The organism is Bradyrhizobium sp., assembly GCF_016462955.1.
Classification (GTDB): Bacteria; Pseudomonadota; Alphaproteobacteria; order Rhizobiales; family Xanthobacteraceae; genus Bradyrhizobium.
This window is the reverse complement of the sequence record NZ_JAEMSD010000018.1, coordinates 1-903: the sequence shown is the minus strand read 5'-3', so window position 1 is coordinate 903 and position 903 is coordinate 1. Positions and strand designations below refer to the sequence as shown.

Annotated in this window: 1 protein-coding gene; it reads left to right on the top strand. The window is 65.2% G+C overall.

All coding sequences use genetic code 11. From position 1 onward, the window contains the following. Positions 1-142: 142 nt before the first annotated feature. Positions 143-903: YcjX family protein (locus JHD07_RS03840; protein ID WP_291619131.1), on the top strand; the 761-nt coding region annotated here is incomplete at its 3' end.

Here is a 903-nt window from a genome sequence, read left to right as displayed (position 1 = left end):
GTCTTTCGGGGTCGGCGCGTCGTTCAAACGGCTGATTTGCCGACAATGGCGGTGGAAGTATGAAAGCTTGATTTTCGGTACGCAATTGCCACTTTTGTGAACGGCCGCACATCCCGCCCGCCCGAGATCCGTTAACGTTCAGATGGCATTCAGTTTCCATGACATGGTCGAAGAAGCGCGGCTGTCGGCGCGGGCGCTGATCGACTATGGCGAGCATTTCTTCAATCCGACGGTGCGGCTTGGTGTCACCGGCCTGTCGCGTGCCGGTAAGACCGTGTTCATCACCGCCCTGGTCCATGGGCTGACGCGCGGTGGCCGATTTCCGGTGTTCGAGGCCTATGCCTCGGGCCGGATCGCGCGAGCGCACCTCGCGCCGCAGCCCGATGACGCCGTGCCGCGCTTTGCCTATGAGACCCATCTGCGCGCGCTGACCGAGGAGCGGCGCTGGCCGAACTCGACGGTGGACATCAGCGAGCTCAGGCTTGTCATCGAGTACCAGCGCCCGAACGGCGCCGATCGCACGCTGACGCTCGACATCGTCGACTATCCCGGCGAATGGCTGCTCGACCTGCCGCTCCTCAACAAGAGCTACGAGCAATGGTCGGCGGAGAGCATCGCGCTGTCGCGCGAGGCGCCGCGCGCGCATCTCGCCGCCGACTGGCATGCGCATCTCGCAACGCTCGAGCCCGAAGCGCGCGAGGACGAGCAGGCGACGCTGACGGCCGCGAGGCTGTTCACGAATTATCTGCGCGCCTGCCGCGATGAACGGTTTGCGATGAGCCTGTTGCCGCCCGGCCGCTTCCTGATGCCTGGCAATCTCGCCGATACGCCGGCGCTGACCTTCGCTCCGCTCGACGTGCCCCCAGGGCGGCAGGCGCCAGATGGATCGCTGTGGGCGATGAT